Source organism: Salmonella sp. SAL4457 (assembly GCF_046548235.1).
Classification (GTDB): domain Bacteria; phylum Pseudomonadota; class Gammaproteobacteria; order Enterobacterales; family Enterobacteriaceae; genus Salmonella; species Salmonella enterica.
Window position 1 is genome coordinate 1 of the sequence record NZ_JBGDZO010001194.1, and the last position, 242, is coordinate 242.

At 67.8% G+C, this 242-nt stretch carries 1 protein-coding gene; it reads right to left on the bottom strand.

The genetic code is table 11. The annotated features are described in order from the left end of the window. Positions 1 to 242: RNase adapter RapZ (locus tag ACLJNW_RS27970; protein ID WP_410961863.1), on the bottom strand; the 242-nt coding region annotated here is incomplete at both ends.

Genomic DNA, 242 nt, shown 5'->3' on the forward strand with positions numbered 1-242 from the left:
GGCACGCCGTGCTTGAACCCGAACGACTCGAGCTGCAGCGTGAGCGTGCTCGGGTCCACGCTGACGAAGTCCTTGATCCACGCCCGCAGGGCGGCGGCGGGGAGGTCGCTCGTGTCGAACGTGAAGCCCTGCGGCCGCACCTCTGCAAGGAGCCCACGCTCGTAGTCGATCGCTTCGGTCAGCGTGCGCGAGTCGCCCGAAAACGGATGGCGGCGGCGCGTTTCCGAGAAGCGCTTGACAAG